Consider the following 21978-nt stretch of genomic DNA (forward strand, 5'->3'; position numbering starts at 1 on the left):
TTCCAGAATATCCGTTTGAAGTTATAGTTTATGGAAACATTCAAAGTTTTTATAGTAAAGATTTATTATCTTCCATTAATAGTAACATAAATAAATATGTCTTTATCTATAATTGAATTTCTACTACTTTACCCAGTCTTTGCTATAAATATGGAAATAAAAAAGAAGCAGTCAATTGTAACTGCTCCCTAATTTATCTTTTATTTTTTTGGGGGTGATAGTATAAATCAAGAATCTTATCCATAAAAATTGACCGTTGTATAGAATTGGAGTGATACCATTCTTCCAAGCATTCCTTTAACAGAATACGCTTCTGTTCTTTAGTAAACTGCCCCTCTTTCACCAGATGCCGGACTTCTTTTAAAAACAATAAATATTCCGGATCCATCTCATCAACAATCGCTGCGAATTCGTCACGGAGATTTTTGGCAAGCATCGGGCTAATACCGCTCGTCGTCACCGCAATCGTAATTTCATTTTTCTCATAAATTGCCGGAAAATGAAACGAGCTATTGGCCGGATCATCGACAATATTGATCAGCTGATTGGTCTGACAGCTTTCCTTAACTCGTTGATTTACCGCTGTATCATCTGTAGCCGCAATGACGAGAAATGTCCCTAGCACATCACTTTTATGAAAGGATCTTGCAATATGCTCGATTACATCACTTTTCACAAGGTCATGTAAACGTTCCTCAAGTACCGGACTTACGACTGTAATATTCGGTTGAAAGCGTAATAACGACTCGATTCTCTTAGCCGCTATTTTTCCGCCTCCTATTACAATTACTTTTTTATTTCGTATATTGACCATCATCGGTAACATTGTCAACTTTTCACTTCGCTCATTCCATGAAATTGTCGGCCATCCGTTACTGCTTCTACATAACCTTTACGAATTGTAAAGTCACCGAAATGTTCACCTTCGAATCGCTCTTTTGCATATTCAGAAAAAATTGGCGAAAGAGTATTTAAGATTTCTTCTTCACCGATATTTTCTTTGTAGATTTTGTTTAAGCGCAGTCCTTTAAAATCACCGCCCAAGTATAGATTGTACTTGCCGGGTCCTTTTCCGATAAAGCCGATCTCGCCCATTGCTGCACGTGAACAGCCGTTCGGACATCCTGACATACGAATACCGATCTCAGTATCACGCAGCCCATTATCTGCCAGTACTTCATCAATTTTCGTAATTAATGAAGGCAAATAACGTTCTGCTTCTGCCATTGCCAGGCCGCACGTCGGCAATGAGACACAGGCAATCGAATTGCGTCGCAGTGCAGAATAATGCGCACCATCCGTTATGTTGTAAGCCGTCAACAGTTTATCAATGACCGTTTTTTTCTGTGGCGTTACATCTGCAATCAGAAGGTTCTGGTTTGGGGTTAAACGAAACACCCCTGTATGCACTTTGGCAATTTCACGCAAGCCCGATTTTAACTGATAATCTTCAAAATCTTTAATTCGTCCATTTTGGATAAATAACGTAAAGTGCCATTTTCCATTTTCTCCTTTTATCCATCCGTACTCATCTCCTGTACGACTGAATGTGTACGGTCTTACTTGTTCAAGCTCCCACCCTAAACGATGATTCAGCTCTTGTTTAATAAAATCCAAACCTTTTGAATCTACCGTATATTTAAAGCGGGCCTTTTTACGTTCTGCCCGATTCCCGTAATCACGTTGGATTGTTAAGATTTTCTCCGCAGTTTCTAGCAGACGGTCCTTTGGAATATAACCAATTAAACGGCCTAATTGCGGGTATGTTTCCTTATCACCATGCGTCATACCCATCCCGCCGCCGACCGCGACATTAAAGCCCAGTAGCTCGCCATTCTCGACAATGGCAATAAAACCAATATCCTGTGAAAATACATCAATATCATTGCTCGGTGGAACGGCAATACCGATTTTAAATTTACGTGGCAAATACAGTGCGCCGTAAACCGGTTCAACTTCTGTATCCTGTATACCATCATAAACTTTTTCTCCGTCCAGCCATAATTCATGGTATGCACGAGTACGAGGCAATAAATGTTCACTTAACTTCGCGGACCAATTATACACTTCTTCATGAAATGCCGATTGATTCGGATTTACATTACACATTACATTACGGTTTACATCACCGCATGCCGCGATACAATCAAGCAGCACTTCGTGAATTTCCTGCATATACTTTTTGACATTCCATTTCAGAATGCCATGTACCTGGAATGCCTGACGAGTCGTTAGCTTTAGTGACCCATTCCCGTACTTTTCCGCCATCTCATCCATTACAAGCCATTGTTCCGATGTTGCGGCACCACCCGGAGTTCGGACACGGGCCATAAATTGGTAAGCTGGCTCCAGCTTTTGTCTTTCTCGTTCTGTACGTAAATCCCGGTCATCCTGCAAATAGCTGCCATGGAATTTCATGAGACGGTTATCATCATCCGGAATTCCTGAACTAATTGGATACTGCATTGTTTTTTCTAAAGTTCCCCGCAAATAATTACTTTCGTCTTTAATACGTTCGACATCATTCGGTTTACCCGGCTGTGGGGGAAGTACGATTTTCTGACTCATATGCCTATCTCCTATCTCTATTAAAATTAACGGTCCATAACAAAAAAATGGTTTAATATACGTCTCGCTGATAACGTTTTTGACTTTTTAGCTCATTAAAAAATAATGTAACTTCTTCTTCCGTTTTGCCGCCCTGTTCCGCAACAATTTTGCGCAATGTTTGATCCACATCATGCGCCATATATTTCTCATCACCACATACGTAGATGACCGCACCTTCATTTAACCATCGATATACTTCTTCAGCATTTTCAAGCAGACGATGCTGTACATAGACTTTCTGTTCTGTATCACGTGAAAAGGCTACAGATAATTTCGTCAATGTACCATCTTTCAGCCAGCGCTGCAGCTCAGTCTGATACAAGAAATCCGTAACAAAATGCTGATCTCCGAAGAACAGCCATGCATTGCTTTCGATTCCTGCTTCAGCACGTTCCTCCAAAAATGAACGGTAAGGAGCAATCCCAGTACCCGCACCAATCATAATAATTGGTGTTTGCGCATTTTCCGGCAGACGGAAATTCGGATTTTTATGAATATAAACCGGAATCTTATCCCCAATTTCAATTCGCTCTGCCACTTGCCCAGACACAACGCCTAAACGTTCACGTTCATCTACTTCATAGAAAACTTTACCGATTGTTAAATGAACTTCTTCTTCATTTGCCTTTTGACTGCTTGCAATGGAATACAGGCGTACCGGATTTTTCCGGAGCTGATCAACAAACTGTTGAGCATTCCAGTTGAAAGGTCCAAAAGTTTGCACAACATCCAGCAAGTCTCGTCCATAAACATATTCCTTTAGCTTCGAATCATCCTCAAGCAATGCCTCAAGCTTATCGTTTTCTGAAAAGACAGCCAGCTTTTGCAATAATGGCTTTGTCAGTACAGTAATTTCAAAATGTAAAGTGAGTGCTTCATTCAATGATTTAGAATGATTTTTTACCGTCACTACTTCCGAGCCTTCAAAGCCAAGCGATAATTGTAATGCAGTTACCAAATTTGCATCATTTTCAGGAAGAATGCCGACGCTATCGCCCGGTTCATATGTCAAACCGGATCCTTCCAATGAAAGCTCCAAATGCTGGGTCTTCTTATTCGACCCGCGACCATTTAAATTGATGCTTTCCAGTACTTCCGCATAAAAAGGATTATTTTTGTCATAGGCCAATTTTTCACCAGCAGCTACCGCAACCGGTATATTTTGATATTCCAGTTGTTTGCTCGGCGTATTTTGCGCCATTGCTTCCACGACCTGCCCAATCCACTGTGAAACTTGGTCATCATAATCCAAGTCACAATCGACACGCGGAACAATCCGTTTACCACCTAATTTTTCTAGTTGTTCATCAAAATCAAGTCCCGTTTTGCAGAAAAATTCATATGAGCTATCGCCTAACGAGAGAACGGAAAAAGATACATCCTCCAGTTTCGGTGCTCGCTTTCCATATAGGAAGCTATGGAAGGAGATTGCATTATCCGGTGGATCACCTTCGCCATGTGTACTTGTTATGATGAAAATATTTTTCTGTTTTTTCAGATTATTCGTTTTAAAATCAGACATTGCAGTCAGAACGACCTCGACCCCCTGTGACTCTAAAGCCGTTTTCAATTTACCTGCAACTTGTTGTGCATTGCCGGTTTGCGAACCGTATAAAATGGTTGCCTCCTGTTTGACTGCCTCCAGCAATGAAACGGTTTGCCCTTGTTCTGTAACCGTTACTTCAAACGGCTGATTGGAATCTTCTATTGTTTGTATTGCACTTAAATAACCATTTAACCAAACTTTTTGATAGTCCGTTAACGTTGGATAAAGCTCATTGATTAATTTTGTCTGTGCCTCGGAAAATGGGCTATTATGCAGATTTAACGTCAAAACTTCCACCTCGCGAATCTTGTTTTATTTCAATCTGATTTTTTCGTTTTTTTCAATTTGTACAACATGACCGTCCTGAATAACTAACGTTACTGTTCCATATTTCACTGATGCAACCGTATCTTTAATCTTCTCAATCGTTTCGTTAATATCATTTGATTTCGTCATGACTAAATGCCTCCTAATTTTCAGATGACCTCTTGCACTCTTTCCAGCAAAACATTCCGAACTTTTTCGTTGTAGCCTAAATGGTTGCATAAAATTACGGAAGATGAATCTAGGTCAAGCGAACGAATTCTTTTTTCGATTCCTACACTTAAAAGTCCCGAAAACAATAAATAAGGTACAATAAAAACTTGCTTCGTCTGCTTGGATTTCAGTTCAACTAATTTCTGATCAAAAGCCGGTCCTGCCCCATATAAAAAGCAAGATTTTACTTCTCGGAAACCGTAAGTATCCTTTAGCTGCTCACTGATTCTCGCCATATCCCTTACAACGGCAATATCGCTGCTACCCCTGCCGATTAATAAAACTTCTGCGTCAGCATTAATCGGCACCTGTTGTTCAACAATTCTTTCATAAACTGTTTCAATTAAAGCTGGATGAATTCCAAATGGGCGCCCGGTTGAAAAGGTTACGTGCGGATAACGTTCTTTCGCAATCTTAATTTCAGCTGGTATATCTTCATTGGCATGCTGAGCCGTTAATAATAAAATCGGGACAACCGATATATGTGTTGCACCTTGATTGACACATTTTGCAACACCTTCCAGAATATTAGGCTCGACTAGTTCCAAAAAGGCGGTTTCCTGAATTTCAGTTTCTACATAAGATTTTGTTGTTTCCAGAAACTGTATTGCCTCATCTGTGCCTTTTTTCAAGCGTGTACCGTGCCCTACATACAAAATTGCCCTCATCGTACTCACCTGCTTTACACAATTTTTTCCTTTATTCTTTTATCCTGTTGTACTGTTTGCTCATACCATGCTATTTTTTCACGTAATGCCACGACCTGACCCACGATAATCATGCTCGGATTTTTTACATCGTTTACTTGAGCAATCTCAACAATCGATCCTAATGTCCCTGTAATCGTCTGCTGTTGTTCATAAGTTCCCATATGTACTAATGCGACAGGTGTAGAAGCATCCCGTCCAAATGTTAAAAGTTGCCGGCAAATATATGGTAAATTGCCTATCCCCATGTAGATAGCTAGCGTATCTATACCTTTTGCCAAACTCTCCCATTGGATGGAATCATCCTTTCCTTCACGCATATGTCCTGTGACAATCGCAAAACTGGAGCCTAAATCGCGGTGCGTAACCGGTATCCCTGCATAGGCTGGTGCAGCAATGCCTGAAGTAATTCCCGGCACGATTTCAAAAGGAATGCCATTTTCCGCTAATACTTCCGCTTCTTCAGCACCACGTCCAAAAACGAATGGGTCGCCGCCTTTTAATCGGGTTACCGTTTTACCTTGTAAAGCATGATGAACTAAAGAAAGATTAATATTTTCCTGAATCATCGCATGACGGTTCGGCAATTTCCCGCAGAATATCAACTGTGCGCCGCGCTTTGCATAAGATAGCAGCTCATTGTTAATTAACCGGTCATATAAAATTACGTCTGCTTCTTGTATACAGCGTAAACCTTTTACTGTGATTAAATCGACATCACCAGGCCCTGCCCCAACAATATATACTTTCCCCATTAATTTACTCTCCTTTTTAAAAATAAAAGTCCAATATTTGTATAATAAACCATATGATACATGGAAATTTTCTACAAATCAATAAAACCAAGTAAAAAAATATGAATAATTAGTTTAATAGTGCAAATTGATTATTATTTCATTACGTTAAACAGAAATAGCCTTTCATAAAAATAAGCTAAACATATTTGTTTAGCTTATTTTTTGTTACACAACTTTATAACGACCAAGCAGCTTGCGTCCGGCATATGCGAAAATACGGTCCATAATAAAGCCCATTAATCCAAGAACGACAAGCCCCACAAATATCCAGTCTGTTTTAAAATATAGTCGAGCATTCCAGATCATAAAACCGATTCCTTCATTTGCCGCAACCATTTCCGCCCCGACAATCGCCATGAACGACGATCCCATCGCAAGCTTCGCACCTGTAAATATGTACGGTATTGTGGCCGGAATTACAACGTAAATAAGTGTTTGAAACTTTGAAGCCCCCATACTTTTAGCAGATAATAATTTATCATTTGAAATAGAAAGGACCCCTGTTAATGTATTAATGGTGATGACAAAAAATGTTGCATAGACAATTAAAAATACTTTTGACTGTTCGCCAATCCCAAACCACAGCATAAATAAAGTAATGAAAGCAAGTGGCGGGATGAAGCGCACAAAGTTAATGACCGGTTCAAACAGTGCCCGCACAAACTTGTTCGTTCCAATAAGAAGTCCAAATGGTACAGCAATTAACAACCCGAGTGTCCATCCAGCCAACACCCGTAAAAAACTGTAGCCCATATAGAGAAACAATGTCCCATCACTGGCAATTTCAATCGCCCCAATCAATGTTAAATAGGGGCTTGGCAAAAACATCGGTTCGGAAAACATCGATGCAATTTGCCATACAAGCAGAATAAATAACCAGCCAATCATACCGGACTGTAAAATCAATTTACCGATTCTGCTTTTTCTCTTTACCTTTACGACAGGCGCCACTTGCTGTCCTTTTTTCAATTCAATTGTCGTCATAACCTGCCTCCTATTATTCTAAACAAAGCTTTTATTAAATCGAAAAGTCCTCAAAATGTGCCTGAACTTGCTTATAATGATTGTTAAAATCAATACTTGTTATATCACGAGGGTAAGGCAGCTTTACGTCATAAGCCGTCTCGATCCGCGAATTCGGACCGACAGACATTATGCCAATCTTCTGACCTAATAGAATCGCTTCCTGAATGTCATGTGTCACAAAGATAACGGTTTTATTTGTTTCTTTCCAAATTCGTATGAGCTCATTTTGCATCGTTCGTCGTGTCATTGCATCAAGTGCCCCAAACGGTTCATCCATTAATAAGATTTCCGGCTCATTTGCCAAAACACGGGCAAGCTGAACGCGCTGCTTCATCCCGCCTGACAAATTATCTGGAAACTTTTTTGCATGGCCAAGTAAACCCGTTAGCTTTATGAAAGTATTGGCTATCTTCTTTCGCTTTTCTGGAGGCACCTTCTTCATTTTTAAGCCAAATGAAATATTCTCCTCAACAGTTAACCAAGGGAACAATGCTGAATCCGCTGACTGAAAAACGAAACCGCGTCCATCTCGGTTTTCTTCACGAGAAGTCACAATGTGCAATTCGCCAACCGACAAATCCAAAAATCCCGCAATAATATTCAGCAGTGTTGATTTACCGCAGCCACTTGGACCGAGAAGTACATAAAACTCGCCCTTTTTTATCGATAAATCTACATTTTTTAATACATATGTCGAATTTTCAATATCTGTTTGAAATGTTTTGGCACCATTCGTAATTACAATTGCTTCTTCTGTTATCGTGTTCAGCATTGCCTTTTCCCCCTTAGTTAGTAAGTTACCTTGTCTTTCAATACTTGCTTCGCCGGATCTAGATACAGCTTTTCATCTAAATTAAAATCTTCATCCAAAATATCGCGCTCCAGCAAATATGCTTTCATGTTGGATAAATGTGTATAGTCTTCTTTCGTAAAACCGAGCGTATAGTTCACTCGTTTCAAATCAAGCAGTATGTCTTCTTTTGTAATTTTCAGCTCTTTGTAGCCGATGTCCGCAGTACCTTCCGGGTTCCCCTTTACATATTCAATTCCTTGTTCAATGCCTTCAAGGAACTTCCCGATTTCTTCTGAATTTGCTTCTGCAAATTTACGGTCCACAATTAAATAGCTCGATACACTTAAATCAGGTACAGAACTCAATCGGTCGATTTCATGCACACCATCAATATTCTTGAATTTCTCTATTAAAGCACCCGTTCCAATAACGACATCAATATCCCCTTTTTTCATTCCGACTATTGCTTCATCAGGTGTACTGTACGGTACATATTTAATGTCGTCCTCGCTAATACTGTAGTGCTCCAAGTATTTAGCCCATTGGTATTCAGATACCGTTCCTTTTGCAACACCAATTTTTTTCCCTTTAATATCCGCCGGTACCTCTATTCCCTTCACTGCTAGAATTTCAGACAGACTGACAGAGTTGAAGTGCTCATCGCTCCCTGTCAATGAAGAAACGACTACGAAATCACCTTTACCAAGTGAGTTCAGTAATGCATAATCTGCAGCCAACCCTGTATCTGCCTGCTTTGTCAAAACAGCGTTCACAGTATCGATTCCGTAGGCAAAATTAGAAAGCTCTACATTCAATTCTCGATCCGCAAAATAATTGTTTGCAGCAGCTGTCCGGATTTGGAACGACCCCCCTGCTGCTGTATCGATTGCTGCCCGAATTGTTTTGCCATCAGCATTGGCTGAATTTGCATCATTCCCGCACGCCGCTAATATAAGCGCTGTTACTAATAAGAGCAGTAGATGTATCGTACTTTTTAGTTTCATATTTTCACTCTTTCCACTAACTAACTATTTTTATTTTTATACTAGGAATTATGTTCAAAAATTCAAGTTGTAATTTTCTTTGCCACTGTCTCATCATAACGAGCAACGCAAAGCGCACCTTCACCATAAGAAAAAGCTTCTTTAATTTCAGCAACCGAATGTGCACCGCCTTCTGCCGCATTTGGCACACGGAAATCTTTCACATCAATTGGCTTGATCTCTACTTCAACTGGTGTTTCCAATTGTGGTACCCAGTTGTACGGCACACGGTATGCGCGATAGACCATATTTGACCCTCGTTCATTTTTATAGGCAGAAATATATTCCCAAACAATTTCGTGGTCTGCCGTTACTTCAAAAATTCGGCCATTCGAACCTTCTGTAATAAGCGTATTGCCATTTTCCAAACGCTGTGCCGAACTAATATAAGGACTGTAGAATTTATAGGAATCTGTTGGTACTGAATACTTCGCTTCAAGCCCAGTATATTGCCATACAATTTCAAGTGTAATCGGATCGATTTCCAAAATGCGGGAATGGTCGCGGATTGCCACTTTATTGCCATCAACCGAGTTTGGATTCGGTGCGCCGTATCCTCCCCAGCCTCCGTTGTCAAATACTAAAACATTCCCCTCTCCTGGCAAACCTTTTGGAATGATATGTGCATGATGTTGTCCGATAATCCATCCTAAATGTTTCGTCTCCGGTGTGTCATAATCCGGACCAAGTTGCCATACGATTTTCCCTGTCTCTTTGCTTGTAATTGCGATAATATTTGCCTCACGCGCATCCCAAATAATGTTGTCCGGATGGAAACGCTCATCTCCATTATCATAATGGCGGTTCGGACCAACTAATGAAATGGAATTAATGTGAAGCCAGTCGCCTGAATGATTACCAAAGAAACGTCGATTCGGCTCCTCGTAAATCGCCTTTTTTGCTTCATCACTAAAGTTTAGCTCATCGAAATGCTCATGTGCATTCCATTCCCATACGATATTACCTTCCCAATCGACCTCAATGAATGCGTCATCCAATAGTGGATGTTTGGAGATTTTTTCGTTGACTACATCACGGTGAACCAAAATCAATGTATTGCCGCCTGTTGTTTGTGGCTCCTGATCTGGTGCCGGGTACCCTACAGGACTGCCCGTACGTTGGTAGTCATGGTGTGCTCGTGCATACCATCTTGCTTCCTTGCCCGGATCTTCAATATATTGATGTTTGTCAAATTTCCATACAACATTACCTTCAAAATCAATCTGGACTAAATCGCCCTCATCCTGGAAGCCATACTGCGGATCACGATTAAACGTATGCCCTAGAACAAAACCACCTGGAAATACTTTGTTCGGGAAGCCGCGTAGCCCTTTCCATAAATGAACTTCTTTCCCATTCATATCAATCAGTAATGCTCCCTCATTTGCTGCTTGAAAAATTGTAAAACCGCTTGCCGCCTTCTCTGGATTATAAACTGTCGCTCCTGTAGGATGAATTGTTGGATTTCCCATATATATCGCTCCCTTTTCATTATTTATTTTAGTTAACCGTTTATTTGACGTTCAAGTGCTATTCAAACATTGTTGATATCCTCTTTTGTTTAGTTTCCTCCTTCCAAGACAACCGCTTTTAACAAAAGTTAAAATGAAAAGGCACTAAAAATACAGCCTCCTCCAATATGTTTGGTGAGAGGAATGTATTTTTAGCGCCTTTAGTTGTCTAATCAGCACTTTATTAAATTTTTCTTTAAAGGAGCAGTTTATTTATCCAATCCCTAGTAAACTACTTAACTTTAAATGTATTAACAGTATCGTACCGATTTAATTCTTATTCGTCAAGTAGGTTTTTAAAATAATTTAAAATTTCAGATATTTAAAGTATTTATTGGGGAAGACCGCTAGATAAAACGGCATGATAAAGATGATTCACGTTTTAAATAAAACTAAAAAGACATTCTCCCATTATGAATGTCTTTGTTTTGTCGTAATATTATTTAATAACCCCTTCAAATTCTTCAATAGTCTTACTAAACTTTGATTGAGTTTCTGAGACGGTTCTTTGTAGATCATCTGTTATTTTACTGACTTTTAAAGCTTCACTTGTAATATTTTCTATGTTCGTATTCACATTTTTAATGGCATGATCAACATTGCTGGCCAATTTCCGAACTTCATCTGCCACAACTTTAAAACCGCGTCCCTGCTCTCCTACACGGGCTGCTTCGATTGCAGCATTTAAGGCAAGTACATTCGTTTGCATTGAAATATTACGGATAATTTTAGTCGTATCAGTAATCAAATCAATTTGTTGCTCCAATGATTTAATTGCTTGTATTTTTTCCATTGAATTTTCAACAACAAGATTTACTAACTCTGTTGGCATTTCCTTTAATTGAGAAGTAATTTTTATTGTGCTATTTTCCCGCTCTGTAATATTAGTTGCAATTTTAAGTACAGCTTCTACTTGCCCTTCGTCATTCATAATTGGAATATAGGTAGCCTCCAACCAAAGTAGATTACCCGTTTTCCCAACCCTTTGGATTTTGCCCTGATACTTTTCCCCTTTACCAAGACAATCCCATAATTCTTCATAGGCGCTGCTGTTTCTGAAATCAAGTGTACAAAACTCTTTATGTACCATCTTTTTCATTTCACCTACTGTATATCCTAGTGTTTTAGCGAAATTTTCATTTACCCAAATAACCTCTTTGTTTAGGTTAAATTCTATCATGGCCAAATTTGATTCAAGTGCAGTCAATACAGATGTTTCATTTAAAATTTGTGTCGTGCTATTGTTAGGCGGAAAAGTTTTCATCTTGTAGAAGCTCCCTTATGAAGAATATTTTAGTTCTATTATAATAGGAAATTACTCCTACAGTAAAATATTTAACTCCCCTTAAATTAATTTTATTTATCTTAGATTAGGTTGAATGTCATATGTTTGGAAAATAAATTATTTTATAAAATAAAAAAATGCCCTGCAGAGCATACCTGCAAGGCATTTTATATATAAGCTAACTGTTCTCATGCCTTTGTTTATTTGCAACATACATCAGCAGAACAAGCATGAGCATTGTCATGATCAAAAATGCAATGGCATCCCAAAACGCGGCACGATCGCCTGTTCCGAGAAGATTTAAATAAATGGTAGTATAAGTATAATAAAGCTGCGGTACAAAATACAACACGGCCAAAATTAATGTTAAAACAACTCCCACTATGTAAAACACACTATACAGACGGATCAAGTTCCATTCTCCCTGGAACATCTCTTTATTAATTTCCTCATCTTTTCGTCGTTTCTTAAATCTGGAGTTCAAATAGATTTTGCCGTTTTCCATCAAGTTATAACAGCCTGTTATATTTTCCACAACATAATAAACATCGGTTTTCATATAGAAACAGCATTGATAGATAAATTTAATGAAAATATCCAAAACGATGATTCCGAGAATTCCTATAATGCCCGCATCCGGAAAAAGAAGCATTGCACCTAGTGAAAGGAAAAGAATTACTTGCTCAAAGGACAGTCCGGCAAGGTACAGTATATTTCTCTTTTTTGGATCGAGCTTCCAAGCTTGAGTGAGGTCTGTTTCAAAAACAATAAATATCAGCCGATTTCCAATACTTAATTTAGCCGGCAAGTCATGTGATCGAATGGCAAGGATATGTCCAAATTCATGTATTAAAATTAATAATAAAGATATAAATAAATAGCTTATAATATTCAGTATCATAGAATCAAAGAGAAATATATCTTTGTAATGGGGGAAAAGATTCGGATTCAGTATGAGCATGACGATGTTCGCTACGAGCAAAAGCAAGTAGATTCTGTTCATCACTCCATTAAAAAATAGGCGCCCCACCGAATGCGGAATCCATAGGAAACCACCCGAACGTGATGTGGATTTAGACTGCTCTTTCTTAACGAGCACACCATCCACTTCTTGAACAAGTCCTAACTCCAATAGTTGCTCCACAAAATCTATAATATCCACTTCTTCATCTGGATATGAAGTTTTTAATGCATGTTCAATTGAAACAAGTTCCTCACCTTGTTCCAAACGTTTGATGGCATCCACACCTATCTCAGGCAATTCGAAAAAATCACCTGAAATCGGCTCTTCTACAATATAATGTTTTTTATCTTGTCGAATGGATAACGGATATAACGTTATTTCGGATTGCAAGGATACCTTCAATATATAGCCTCCTTATAATTTAAAATAGGATGCTATAATTATAGCATCCTAAGTATGTACCTACTTATCTTGGAATAAGGAAACACCAAAAGCAAGTAACTTTGATTTTATTAAGTTTACGAATTTTCACTCTTCTTACCCCCTCTCAAGTCTACACCTTTACAATAAGTTTTAGAAATTTGCACCCAATCAGGATAAATCTGTTTAAATAATTCTACCAGTTGCGGGTCGAATTGGCTACCTTGTCCATCGAGAATTCGTTGATGTGCTACTTCAAACTGAAGAGCAGGACGATAAGATCTCGATGATGTCATCGCATCAAATGCATCGGCAACAGCAGTAACTCTGGCTAAGAATGGTATTTCTTCTCCAGCAAGACCATCAGGATATCCTTTCCCATCCCATCTTTCATGGTGATGGTAAATTACTCCTATGTTATCTGCAATTCCTTCAACATCTCTGATAGCTTCTGCTCCAACCACAGGGTGTGTCTTTATTATATCAAATTCTTCATCTGTCAACATACCAGGCTTTGTCAAAATTGAGTCAGGTATGCTAACTTTTCCAATATCATGTAATAGACAGGCATAGTAAAAGTAATTTAACTCAGAGGGTTTATATTTTTTGTAGCCTCCGCCATGCTCATTGCATATGCAGCAACCCGTTCACTATGGCCACGAGTATACGGATCTTTCAATTCCAATGTAGCAATAACTCCTTTAACGATACCTTCTAACTGTTCATCATATGAATATTTCAATGCTTTTATATAATTTAAGATTCGATGTAAAAGGATAAAGGCAATAAAAGAACAAACCATCATAATGATAATCGGAAATAAAACTATTGGACTTTGTATAAATAATCCAACCAAAGCATATTTAATAATCAAACCAAATGATACACAATATGTAAATTTCCTGTTAACAAATATCGGTGAAAAGAGGATGAATATAATTTCCACTAGATTTCCACTAGTGTATGTTAGTGAACTATCTTTATAATATATAATATCTGAAAATAAATGAGTGGTAAAATACCCAAAAAATATAATATATTTAACAATTTCTGTTTTATCTATTTTAAGTAAGTATATGGATAAAGGTATCAGACCAACCATAATTCCATATTTAAAATACATAAAATCGTACCAAATAATCCCATCGTGCCATGGAAATGCAGGAAAAAGATCATAGTATAATATATCATATACAAAAAATACGACAAAAAATAACCATAAGAATAGTTTCGTTGAATTCTTTTCTTCTTGTAAAAATGTTGTTTTCTTCATTTTTTACCTCGCAATTTTTTTACCATTTAATAGACCTTATGTTCCATAATCAATTATAGCACGATAATGGAAATTAGTTCTATATATCTATGATTTAAATTTCTCATTTTTTTATTTATTTACTCTTTTAACCATAATACATTCACTTTGTACCTACATGTTAATTAATTAAAAATTTATTTTCTACTATTTCATTTAGGATATCTTAACAATACCCCTTTATACCATACAACTCAATTCCTAATTTTACTCATTTCCATTAATTTTAATTAAAGCCAAACATTATATAACACTAAATCTAAAGACTCATCTTTATGAAATATTTATCCTTATCTTTAAAATTAAAAAGACCTAATCTCGAATATGATTAGGTCTAGTCTTTTTGCTTTCAATATTAAAACGGATACTCTCGTGGGTTTGTCTGTACAGAAATCCATTTTGTCGTTGTAAATTCATGGATTGCCCATTCGCCGCCATATCGGCCTAACCCTGAAGCTTTCTCTCCACCAAAGGCTATGATCGGTTCATCATTGACTCCCTGGTCATTAACGTGAATCATTCCTGTTATAATCTGTTTCGCTACTTCAACGCCATGTTCTGTTGTACCGGCATGAACAGCACCGCTCAGTCCATAGTCACTGTCATTCGCAACACGGATCGCTTCCTCTTCACTATCTACAACAATAACACCTACAGCAGGTCCAAAAATTTCTTCCTGTGCTATCGGCATATCATTTGTTACATTCGTCAAAATAGTCGGAGCCAGCACATTGCCTTTCACTTCCCCTTTCAGGGCGTATTCTGCTCCTTGCTCGATGCTTTGATCAATTAACTTTTGAATCCGTTCAATTTGTTTATGATTAATAAGCGGACCTACTACAACATCATCATTTTTTGGATCCCCATATTTGATCTTGGATGCTCTATCCACAAATGCTTTTAGAAACGATTCGTATACCGGGCGTTCAACAACAATCCGATTCAGCGACATACAAATTTGTCCGCTGTTTAAAAATTTACCGAAGGCAGCAGAAGCAGCTACTCTTTGAACATCAGCATCTTTCAAAACTAGCATGACATTGTTCCCGCCAAGTTCCAGAGCGACACGTTTCAGGTTTCTTCCACAAAGCTCCCCAATATGTCGCCCTACCTGTGTAGAACCGGTAAAAGAAATAATTTGAGGAATCGGATGTTCAACAAATGCATCTTTAATTTCTGATGAGCTGCAAACCGTAATATTTAGTAATCCTTTAGGGATACCAGCCTCTTCAAAAATTTCACCTAGAATGAGTCCGCCTGATATCATCGTCTGCAAATCAGGTTTAAGCACAGCCCCATTGCCTGTTGCCAAAGCAGGAGCAAGGGAACGCATCGTTAAATGAAACGGGAAATTAAATGGACTAATGATCCCCACTACCCCAGCAGGATTATGATATACCCGGTTCTCTTTCCCAGGAATAATGGATGGCATTATTTGTCCATGCATCCGGAGAGGAAATGTAGCAGACTCTTTCATAATGCCAATTGCGCCACTAATTTCAATGTTCGCTTTCGTATGGGAAGCCCCATTCTCCTCCACTAAAATCTGCACGATTTCTTCTCTACGTCGTTCTACAATTTGTGCAGCTTTTTCTATGATTGCTTGTCTTTGATAGGCATTGACCTGCGCCCATTCTTCTTGTGCGTCTTTGGCAGCCTTATATGCCTCATCTATGTCCTTTTCATTTGCCAACCGGATTTCTGCAATCGTTTCCTCATTATATGGATTCTGATCAACGTAAACTCTTTCGCTGTTTCCTTCTCTCCATTCGCCACCAATAAACTGTTTGTTCCATTTTTTATTCATAGGTACCTTCCTTTCCAATTAACGCAGTTTGCTCAAGATGCCATGCTTCTTATTTGAATGCATGTCCATGTCACTTTAATTACCCTTGATTCGCCATTTTATTACCACAAATATCTGTTTCTTTTATTTATCCTATAACATAAGCATTTTCCCACGTTAGTATAAGTGAAAATCTTCACAATATACGTGTGTTATGGATACATGTTGAAATCCATCTCCACATAATGTATAAATTATATTCAAAAAAGCCAAGAAAGCATGTCTTCACAGCGTTTCTTGGCTTCTTGCCCCTTGATTTCCAAAATAATGTTTACACTTATGCTAAGGTTTCGTTAACTATGAGCCGAACGGTTTTTACTTTCCATCAACTTAATGTATTCATCAAAATATACCTTTTCTGCATTTGAAGCTCTATCTAATGAATTCATAGCGCGATGCCACAATGGATAAATAGGTTCAAGTGCAGTTAAATCATTAATTTGGGAAATATCCTCTTTTGTTAACTTTAAACTATATGATGCAATGTTTTCATGTAACTGTTCTTTAGTTCTTGCAGACAAAACAATTGAATCTACATTCGGTCGATCACGTAACCATGCGAGAACAACTTGTGGTACCGTTACTTTATGTTTAGAAGCAACATCTTGCAATAAATCGATTAGATTATAAAACAAATCGGGATTGTTAATATATGTTTCCGGCCAACCATTCCCTTGTCTTGTAACTGGTTCCAATCTTTTATCCCTTGTAAATTTACCAGTGAGCAGCCCCTCACCCAGTGGAGACCTAATACTATTAGCCATGCCTAATTCTTTACCGGCAGGCAAAATTTCAAACTCTGCTTCACGTGATTCCGGAGTGTAATAGATTTGCTGTGCAATTGGCGGTATCATATTATTTTCTACTGCCCATGTATGTGTCTTCGCAAGCGCCCAGCCACTGTAATCCGATACCCCCCAATGCCGTATTTTCCCTTTCTTAATTAAGTCATTCATTTCTTGGACAGTTTCGCTAACTGGTACTTGACCATCCCAACAATGTACATAATATAGATCGATATAATCAGTTCCAAGTCTTTTTAATAGCGCATCTATGGATGAATCTACGTTGATTAAATCACCCGTATCGGTTGGTTTATCTATTAGCTGAAATCCTGTTTTACTGCTGATGATCATATCATGACGTTTATCTCTTATCGCTTTGCCAAAAATAACTTCTGCATCACCTTTCGCATACATATTCGCTGTATCAAAATGGTTGATGCCTTGATCCAGTGCGTAATCCACCATATAATTTGCGGTTGCCTGATCCATAGCCCCCACCCCTTCAAGGCCATTTGTACTGAACATTACCGTGCCCAAAGCATATTTAGAAACATTCAAACTTGAATTGCCAAATAAACTATTATCCATCATGATCCCTCCTATTCATTGTGTTTTCCCACGTTCCCTATTAAATAAAACATTCTACGGTTAGAACATTGCTAAGTTCCTGTTGCGAAGGTTGAAGTAAAAAAATAGTTGATTAGTTTAAAATTACGGGTAAGAAATACTGGAGAGTTGTTGCAAATAGGAGCGATGAGCGATTGAGCTTCCCCTTTGCTTTCAAAGTCAACGATGGAAGGAGTGTTTTAGTTGAGTAAAAAGAAAGAAATCAAAAAATTAAAAGATCATGCATTTGCAGATCTTTGTTTAATCGAAAAAGAATTTCAGCAAATTGTAAAAAATACTTCGAATAAAGCTGGTACTTTTAAATGGCTGGAGCTATTAAGCGATTATGAATTGGAGGAATTTTACGGTCGGCGCAGAGACCGTAAATACGCTACGCTCACAGTTGAGTTATATTCATTAATTGAACAACTGTTAAAAGACATTTATAAAGTTATTTTCAAACGTAAATATAGAAATAAATCGGATAACAATATAATCCTTGATTTAGAGGAACAGTTGGGTGATAACTTAATTTTTAAGAATAATACTAAATTATTGGCAAATCTCAGAAGTTGTATTGTTCATGAAGAATTCTCTTTAAAGGCTGCAAGAAAGAAAATAAACATTAAAAAGAAAAATAGAATATTATTTAAACAATTGATGAAAGATGTTGATCTGTATATAGAAAATATAAAGCTGAAATAAAAATGGGCTTTCTTACGTAAATAACTACATTGAGGAAATAAAAAACCGCCAAACTTGTTTAATTCAAGTTTGACGGTTTTATGTACGTCCCAGGAGGGATTCGAACCCCCGACCGACGCCTTAGCTTACCACTATAGTTTTCACTACTTATACATGTGTATAATTTGTTGGTCTGGACTATAACTTCACCATTTCAGGTGCGACACGTTTAGTCTCTACGGAACCTCTCACAATTAAATTGCTGCAATCATTTTACCTGCATAAAGCCATTCAAATGATCTCGTTTCCTCGGTATTGCCATCAGCATGATCTGTTAAGGGTTTACCGATACGGTGTCGTCCACTTTATACGTTCATTTTCCGTATAAAGGCTCCTATATACTTAAAGGGCGTTGCTCTATCCAGCTGAGCTACTGAGACATGTTTTTCATCACCAATTGGTAATTAAGACATTTTTTATTATATGGTACATTTCATTTAAAGTCAACAATCTAATTCAAAAAAATTATTATTTAACTAAAATAATTTTCTGTTCTCTAAATTCTGCATTAAAAAAGTGAAGTCCTCTTTAAATCAAGACTTCACTTTGATAATTAACGCTCATAAAATAATTCATCAATCAAATTATTATTATCATCATAACATTGTAATGTAAAATGCGTTGGAGTTGTTGTAAGTGTGACAAATGATTTTTCTTTTATCCGTCGAGGCTTCAGTAAGCTACCCGGATTAATAAATAAAATGTCATCGATATATTCCGCGCCAAGTATATGTGAATGACCAAAACATACGATTTGTGCGCCGACTTCCTTTGCGCGGTAAATCAGTTTCATCGGAGAGTTTTTCACATCGTATAAATGCCCGTGTGTCACATACACACGATCTCCATTTACCTGAAACAGCATCTCCTCCAAATAGTTCTGGTCATGATCACAATTACCTTTCACACACTCTATCCCTTGCATAAGAGGATGCGCATACGGCAATTCACTATCGCCACAATGGATCACTTTATACGCATCTGGATGGTAGCCCTTTACACGTTCAATGATTTCCTCGTCACCATGTGTATCACTCATAATCAATAGCTTCATTCGTATCCACATCCTTTACATTTCTATTCTTAGTGTGACAGCATTGAAATAAAAATTCAATCGTTATTAAACAAATTTTTACAATTTCCAACAATTGCCGGAATTGTTATTTCAGAAATTCCGCTAACTGCAATGCCAGTTTACGAATGGCATTGCCTCGGTGTGAAATGGCCCCTTTTTCTTCGGCAGACAGCTCAGCCATATGCTTTTCCAATGCAGGTACATAAAAAATCGGGTCATAACCGAATCCGTTTGTTCCCTTCTTTTCAGATGCTATCATGCCTTCACATGTGCCAAATACCGTTTTCGTTTCCATATTCGGACCTGCAATCGCCAATGCACAGCAGAAACGGGCTGTACGCTGGTCTTCCGGAACATCCTTCATGTTTTCCAGCACTTTCACCATATTCGCTTCATCGTCATGATCACCGGCATATCGTGCTGAATACACTCCAGGCTCACCATTTAATGCATCGATCGCTAAACCGCTGTCGTCAGCAATTACGATTTGACCGAGCATCTTCGCTAATGTTTCCGCTTTTAAAATTGCGTTTTCTTCAAAAGTCGTACCTGTCTCTTCAATTTCCACATCTGGAGCAACCTCAAACATTGTGACAACTTCATAGCCGAATGGTCCGAATAGTGCTTCAAAGTCTTTCGCTTTTCCTTTGTTCTTTGTTGCGATTACTACTTGTTTCATTATGCTTCCACCTTTCCAATCAAGTTTGCGGTGTCACCTAGTGCTGTTTTCTGCATCTCGATTAGCTGCGCAATCCCGGCTTCTCCTAAATCGAGCAATTCATTTAGTTCTGAGCGGCTGAATGTCGCTTCTTCGCCTGTTCCTTGTAACTCCACAAATTCGCCGGCACCTGTCATAATAACGTTCATATCGACTTGTGCAGCTGAATCTTCTACATAGTTTAAATCCAAAACTGCGCCAAAATTTTCTAGTTTTCCGACACTAGTTGCAGCTAAATAATCTGTTACTGGAAATTTCACGAATGGCTTGTCAACGCCTAATTTCGCAATTGCCTGTGTCATCGCTACAAATGCACCTGTAATCGATGCCGTACGCGTTCCACCATCTGCCTGAATCACGTCACAGTCAATCCATACCGTTTTTTCGCCAAGAGCTTCTAAATCAACGACAGCACGTAATGCACGGCCGATTAAGCGTTGAATTTCCATCGTGCGGCCACTTACCTTCCCTGCAGAGCTTTCACGACGTGTGCGTTGCTCTGTAGCGCGTGGTAGCATGGAATATTCAGCCGTAATCCAACCTTTACCTTGTCCACGTAAAAAACCAGGTACTTTTTCTTCAATCGTTGCAGTACAAATCACCTTTGTATTTCCAACGGTTATTAATACCGAGCCTTCCGGATGCATTAAATAATTATTATCAATTTGAACTGGACGTAATTCATTCACAGCTCGTAAGTCATGTCTAGTCATTCGTGACCTCCTCAATTTGTTCGCGCACTTATCTTATCACAATTTAAGGAGTGTCTAAAGCAGAAAAGCAAGACATAGAAGGAAAAAGCTCAAATTAGACAAAATGCCTAATCTGAGCTAACAACTATTTTTCGAATGTAATTTTACGTATATCCAATTCACCTTTTTCCAGCCAACGTTCTGCTATGGAACGGAAAATCGGCACGGAACCAGATGCATGCAGAATATGCTTAGGCGGTTCTTCATCTGTTCGTAATTGTCCTGTATAGCTTAAAATCGCTTCGACATCTTTTGCCGTTTCTTCGGCAGATGACAGGACATGAACTTGTGAGCCTACTGCTGCCTCAATTTGCTTTTGTAAAATAGGATAATGTGTACAGCCTAAAATGACTGTATCAAATCGCTCATCTTCAAGCGGCTTTAACCCTTTCGCAACGAGATCATACGAAAATTGGCCTTCGTATTCGCCACTTTCAACGAGTGGCACAAATGTAGGACAGGCAAGTGGAATTATTTTCGCTTTTGTCGACAATGATTTCACCGCTTCTTCATATGCGCCACTTTTGATCGTGCCTTCTGTCGCTAATACGACAACTTCATTGCGCTTTGTCTTTTTTATGGCCGCTCGTGCCCCTGCATTAATAACTCCTAAAACCGGAAATGGCATATGTTTTTGCAGACTTTCCAATGCAACGGCAGTCGCAGTATTACATGCAATGACAAGCATCTTCACATTCATCTTTTCGAGCGCTTTTGCCATCTCCCATGTAAAATTGCGGACTTCTTGCTTTGTGCGTGGCCCGTAAGGACATCGCGCCGTATCACCTATATAATATATTGTTTCATTCGGCAAAAGCTCCATAATCGCTTTTGCCACTGTTAATCCGCCAACTCCGGAATCGATAACACCAATTGGGGCATTCACTTGTACCGCCTCTAT

21 protein-coding genes are annotated in these 21978 nt (G+C 38.4%); 1 reads left to right on the forward strand and 20 read right to left on the reverse strand.

Annotation, left to right across the window (positions count from 1 at the left end; all coding sequences use genetic code 11):
• Nucleotides 1-193 precede the first annotated feature (193 nt).
• From MKY07_RS13390 to MKY07_RS13465, 16 genes are all read right to left on the reverse strand, one after another.
• Nucleotides 194-826 (reverse strand): NAD(P)-dependent oxidoreductase, encoded by a 633-nt coding sequence (locus MKY07_RS13390; RefSeq protein WP_339264654.1) that lies wholly within the window; start codon nt 824-826, stop codon nt 194-196.
• A 2-nt stretch (nt 827-828) separates the two neighbouring features.
• Complete coding sequence (gene cysI, locus MKY07_RS13395) at nt 829-2568, reverse strand: assimilatory sulfite reductase (NADPH) hemoprotein subunit (RefSeq protein ID WP_339262628.1); 1740 nt, start codon at nt 2566-2568, stop codon at nt 829-831.
• A gap of 52 nt (nt 2569-2620) precedes the next feature.
• Entirely contained in the window at nt 2621-4444 is a 1824-nt protein-coding gene (locus tag MKY07_RS13400; RefSeq protein ID WP_339262630.1) for an assimilatory sulfite reductase (NADPH) flavoprotein subunit, read from the reverse strand.
• Nucleotides 4445-4468: 24 nt separating this feature from the next.
• The gene (locus MKY07_RS13405) at nt 4469-4612 is read right to left on the reverse strand and encodes a YezD family protein (RefSeq protein ID WP_014823193.1); all 144 of its coding nucleotides are present in this window, start codon (nt 4610-4612) and stop codon (nt 4469-4471) included.
• Nucleotides 4613-4632: 20 nt separating this feature from the next.
• Nucleotides 4633-5361 (reverse strand): sirohydrochlorin chelatase, encoded by a 729-nt coding sequence (locus MKY07_RS13410; protein WP_339262632.1) that lies wholly within the window; start codon nt 5359-5361, stop codon nt 4633-4635.
• A gap of 14 nt (nt 5362-5375) precedes the next feature.
• Nucleotides 5376-6155, reverse strand: a complete 780-nt coding sequence (gene cobA, locus MKY07_RS13415; protein ID WP_008405065.1) for a uroporphyrinogen-III C-methyltransferase — start codon at nt 6153-6155, stop codon at nt 5376-5378.
• Between the two features lie 207 nt (nt 6156-6362).
• Nucleotides 6363-7181 (reverse strand): ABC transporter permease, encoded by an 819-nt coding sequence (locus MKY07_RS13420; protein ID WP_339262635.1) that lies wholly within the window; start codon nt 7179-7181, stop codon nt 6363-6365.
• A gap of 34 nt (nt 7182-7215) precedes the next feature.
• The gene (locus tag MKY07_RS13425; protein WP_339262636.1) at nt 7216-7995 is read right to left on the reverse strand and encodes an ABC transporter ATP-binding protein; all 780 of its coding nucleotides are present in this window, start codon (nt 7993-7995) and stop codon (nt 7216-7218) included.
• 17 nt (nt 7996-8012) lie between these two features.
• Nucleotides 8013-9020 (reverse strand): ABC transporter substrate-binding protein, encoded by a 1008-nt coding sequence (locus tag MKY07_RS13430; protein ID WP_339262638.1) that lies wholly within the window; start codon nt 9018-9020, stop codon nt 8013-8015.
• A 62-nt stretch (nt 9021-9082) separates the two neighbouring features.
• The gene (locus tag MKY07_RS13435; protein WP_339262640.1) at nt 9083-10531 is read right to left on the reverse strand and encodes an aryl-sulfate sulfotransferase; all 1449 of its coding nucleotides are present in this window, start codon (nt 10529-10531) and stop codon (nt 9083-9085) included.
• A gap of 478 nt (nt 10532-11009) precedes the next feature.
• The gene (locus tag MKY07_RS13440) at nt 11010-11834 is read right to left on the reverse strand and encodes a methyl-accepting chemotaxis protein (protein WP_339262642.1); all 825 of its coding nucleotides are present in this window, start codon (nt 11832-11834) and stop codon (nt 11010-11012) included.
• Between the two features lie 199 nt (nt 11835-12033).
• Nucleotides 12034-13221: a peptidase gene (locus tag MKY07_RS13445; protein WP_339262643.1), complete on the reverse strand. Its 1188-nt coding sequence runs from the start codon at nt 13219-13221 to the stop codon at nt 12034-12036.
• A gap of 116 nt (nt 13222-13337) precedes the next feature.
• A complete protein-coding gene (locus MKY07_RS13450; RefSeq protein ID WP_339264655.1) occupies nt 13338-13874 on the reverse strand; it encodes an HD-GYP domain-containing protein in 537 nt (178 codons plus the stop codon).
• The gene (locus tag MKY07_RS13455; RefSeq protein WP_339262644.1) at nt 13823-14512 is read right to left on the reverse strand and encodes a hypothetical protein; all 690 of its coding nucleotides are present in this window, start codon (nt 14510-14512) and stop codon (nt 13823-13825) included. The genes MKY07_RS13450 and MKY07_RS13455 overlap by 52 nt, the downstream gene beginning before the upstream one ends.
• A gap of 394 nt (nt 14513-14906) precedes the next feature.
• Nucleotides 14907-16358 (reverse strand): aldehyde dehydrogenase family protein, encoded by a 1452-nt coding sequence (locus MKY07_RS13460; RefSeq protein ID WP_339262645.1) that lies wholly within the window; start codon nt 16356-16358, stop codon nt 14907-14909.
• Nucleotides 16359-16690: 332 nt separating this feature from the next.
• Nucleotides 16691-17770, reverse strand: a complete 1080-nt coding sequence (locus tag MKY07_RS13465; protein WP_339262647.1) for an aldo/keto reductase — start codon at nt 17768-17770, stop codon at nt 16691-16693.
• Nucleotides 17771-17992: 222 nt separating this feature from the next.
• Between MKY07_RS13465 and MKY07_RS13470 the strand changes: the two genes are divergently transcribed.
• Complete coding sequence (locus tag MKY07_RS13470; protein ID WP_065215551.1) at nt 17993-18493, forward strand: nucleoside-diphosphate sugar epimerase; 501 nt, start codon at nt 17993-17995, stop codon at nt 18491-18493.
• A gap of 592 nt (nt 18494-19085) precedes the next feature.
• Here the strand turns inward: MKY07_RS13470 and MKY07_RS13475 are convergent.
• From MKY07_RS13475 to racE, 4 genes are all read right to left on the reverse strand, one after another.
• On the reverse strand, nt 19086-19586 hold the full coding sequence (locus MKY07_RS13475; RefSeq protein WP_008405046.1) for a metallophosphoesterase: 501 nt from the start codon (nt 19584-19586) through the stop codon (nt 19086-19088).
• Nucleotides 19587-19692: 106 nt separating this feature from the next.
• Nucleotides 19693-20286: an XTP/dITP diphosphatase gene (locus MKY07_RS13480; RefSeq protein WP_339262650.1), complete on the reverse strand. Its 594-nt coding sequence runs from the start codon at nt 20284-20286 to the stop codon at nt 19693-19695.
• Nucleotides 20286-21038: a ribonuclease PH gene (gene rph, locus MKY07_RS13485; protein WP_339262652.1), complete on the reverse strand. Its 753-nt coding sequence runs from the start codon at nt 21036-21038 to the stop codon at nt 20286-20288. Before rph ends, MKY07_RS13480 begins: the two co-directional genes overlap by 1 nt.
• A 124-nt stretch (nt 21039-21162) precedes the next feature.
• Nucleotides 21163-21963: a glutamate racemase gene (racE, locus tag MKY07_RS13490; protein WP_014823166.1), complete on the reverse strand. Its 801-nt coding sequence runs from the start codon at nt 21961-21963 to the stop codon at nt 21163-21165.
• Nucleotides 21964-21978 lie beyond the last annotated feature (15 nt).

This window comes from Solibacillus sp. FSL W7-1472, assembly GCF_037969775.1.
Lineage (GTDB): Bacteria > Bacillota > Bacilli > Bacillales_A > Planococcaceae > Solibacillus > Solibacillus silvestris.

Bases quoted from the DNA above. Each gene is read 5' to 3' on its own strand.
- MKY07_RS13390 (WP_339264654.1), bottom strand. From the start codon at position 826: ATGTTACCGATGATGGTCAATATACGAAATAAAAAAGTAATTGTAATA.
- cysI (WP_339262628.1), bottom strand. From the start codon at position 2,568: ATGAGTCAGAAAATCGTACTTCCCCCACAGCCGGGTAAACCGAATGAT.
- MKY07_RS13405 (WP_014823193.1), bottom strand. From the start codon at position 4,612: ATGACGAAATCAAATGATATTAACGAAACGATTGAGAAGATTAAAGAT.
- MKY07_RS13410 (WP_339262632.1), bottom strand. From the start codon at position 5,361: ATGAGGGCAATTTTGTATGTAGGGCACGGTACACGCTTGAAAAAAGGC.
- cobA (WP_008405065.1), bottom strand. From the start codon at position 6,155: ATGGGGAAAGTATATATTGTTGGGGCAGGGCCTGGTGATGTCGATTTA.
- MKY07_RS13420 (WP_339262635.1), bottom strand. From the start codon at position 7,181: ATGACGACAATTGAATTGAAAAAAGGACAGCAAGTGGCGCCTGTCGTA.
- MKY07_RS13425 (WP_339262636.1), bottom strand. From the start codon at position 7,995: ATGCTGAACACGATAACAGAAGAAGCAATTGTAATTACGAATGGTGCC.
- MKY07_RS13430 (WP_339262638.1), bottom strand. From the start codon at position 9,020: ATGAAACTAAAAAGTACGATACATCTACTGCTCTTATTAGTAACAGCG.
- MKY07_RS13435 (WP_339262640.1), bottom strand. From the start codon at position 10,531: ATGGGAAATCCAACAATTCATCCTACAGGAGCGACAGTTTATAATCCA.
- MKY07_RS13440 (WP_339262642.1), bottom strand. From the start codon at position 11,834: ATGAAAACTTTTCCGCCTAACAATAGCACGACACAAATTTTAAATGAA.
- MKY07_RS13455 (WP_339262644.1), bottom strand. From the start codon at position 14,512: ATGAAGAAAACAACATTTTTACAAGAAGAAAAGAATTCAACGAAACTA.
- MKY07_RS13460 (WP_339262645.1), bottom strand. From the start codon at position 16,358: ATGAATAAAAAATGGAACAAACAGTTTATTGGTGGCGAATGGAGAGAA.
- MKY07_RS13465 (WP_339262647.1), bottom strand. From the start codon at position 17,770: ATGGATAATAGTTTATTTGGCAATTCAAGTTTGAATGTTTCTAAATAT.
- MKY07_RS13475 (WP_008405046.1), bottom strand. From the start codon at position 19,586: ATGAAGCTATTGATTATGAGTGATACACATGGTGACGAGGAAATCATT.
- MKY07_RS13480 (WP_339262650.1), bottom strand. From the start codon at position 20,286: ATGAAACAAGTAGTAATCGCAACAAAGAACAAAGGAAAAGCGAAAGAC.
- rph (WP_339262652.1), bottom strand. From the start codon at position 21,038: ATGACTAGACATGACTTACGAGCTGTGAATGAATTACGTCCAGTTCAA.